This is a genomic window from uncultured Limnohabitans sp., assembly GCF_937889215.1.
GTDB lineage: Bacteria > Pseudomonadota > Gammaproteobacteria > Burkholderiales > Burkholderiaceae_C > Limnohabitans_A.
On sequence record NZ_CALBEX010000443.1, the window covers coordinates 1 to 1,045 of the forward strand.

Sequence of the window (1,045 nt, forward strand, 5' to 3'; positions counted from 1 at the left end):
CACTGAATGGGGAGCACTGATGGCCGGCTCCGCCATCGCCGTGATCCCTCTTTTGATCATTTTCATTTTTTCATCTCGCCGCTTGATTGAAGGCCTGACGGCAGGCGCCGTGCGTGGCTAAACCAACATCTAAAACATGAGCTTTACCAATCTATCGCGGTCACAATTTCCGCAAAATTTTAAATGGGGCGTGGCCACATCATCATTTCAAATAGAAGGCGCCCATGCCAGCGATGGCAAAGGCCCATCTATCTGGGACACCTTCTGTGACACGGAGGGAAAAATTGCGGATGCAAGCAACGGACACCACGCTTGCGAGCATTATTTCCGGTGGCAAGAAGATGTCGAATTGATCAGCCAATTGGGCGTCAATGCTTACCGGTTCTCCATCTCTTGGCCAAGGGTTCAGCCCGATGGGCAGGGCGCATGGAACGAGGCGGGCTTTGCGTTTTACGACAAATTGATAACGGCGCTGGGACAGCGTGGCATTGAGCTTCACCTCACGCTCAACCATTGGGATTTACCGCAGGCCTTGCAGGATCAGGGTGGATGGGCCGACCGCAAAGTGTGCGCACATTTCACACGGTATGCAACCGAAGTGGCCAGACGTTTTGGTCACCGTGTGCACAGCATTTGTACGCACAACGAGCCTTGGGTCGTTGCCATCTTGGGCTATGAACAAGGCATATTTGCACCTGGCATTCAATCAAGATTTCAAGCCATGCAGTCGGTTCACCATTTGTTGCTGAGCCACGGTATGGCCTTGCAAGCAATGCGTGGCTTGGGGGTCACAACGCCCATGGGCATTGTGCTGAACCTGTCTCCCATTTACCCAGCCAGTCATGACCCGAAAGACGTGGAGAAAGCACATTTAGACGATGGCTTAAATTTACGCCTTTACATGGATGCGCTTTTTAAAGGCACATACCCTGAAGACGTGATTGTGCACTTGGGCAGTGATGCACCACAAGTCATGCCAGGAGATCTGGAAACCATCGCGCAACGAAATGATTTCTTGGGCGTGAATTACTACACGCGCAACTTC

1 protein-coding gene is annotated in these 1,045 nt (G+C 52.0%); it reads left to right on the plus strand.

Going from position 1 to position 1,045, the window contains the following annotated elements; all coding sequences use genetic code 11:
- Positions 1-136: 136 nt before the first annotated feature.
- Positions 137-1,045: family 1 glycosylhydrolase (locus tag Q0341_RS11300; protein WP_299513282.1), on the plus strand; the 909-nt coding region annotated here is incomplete at its 3' end.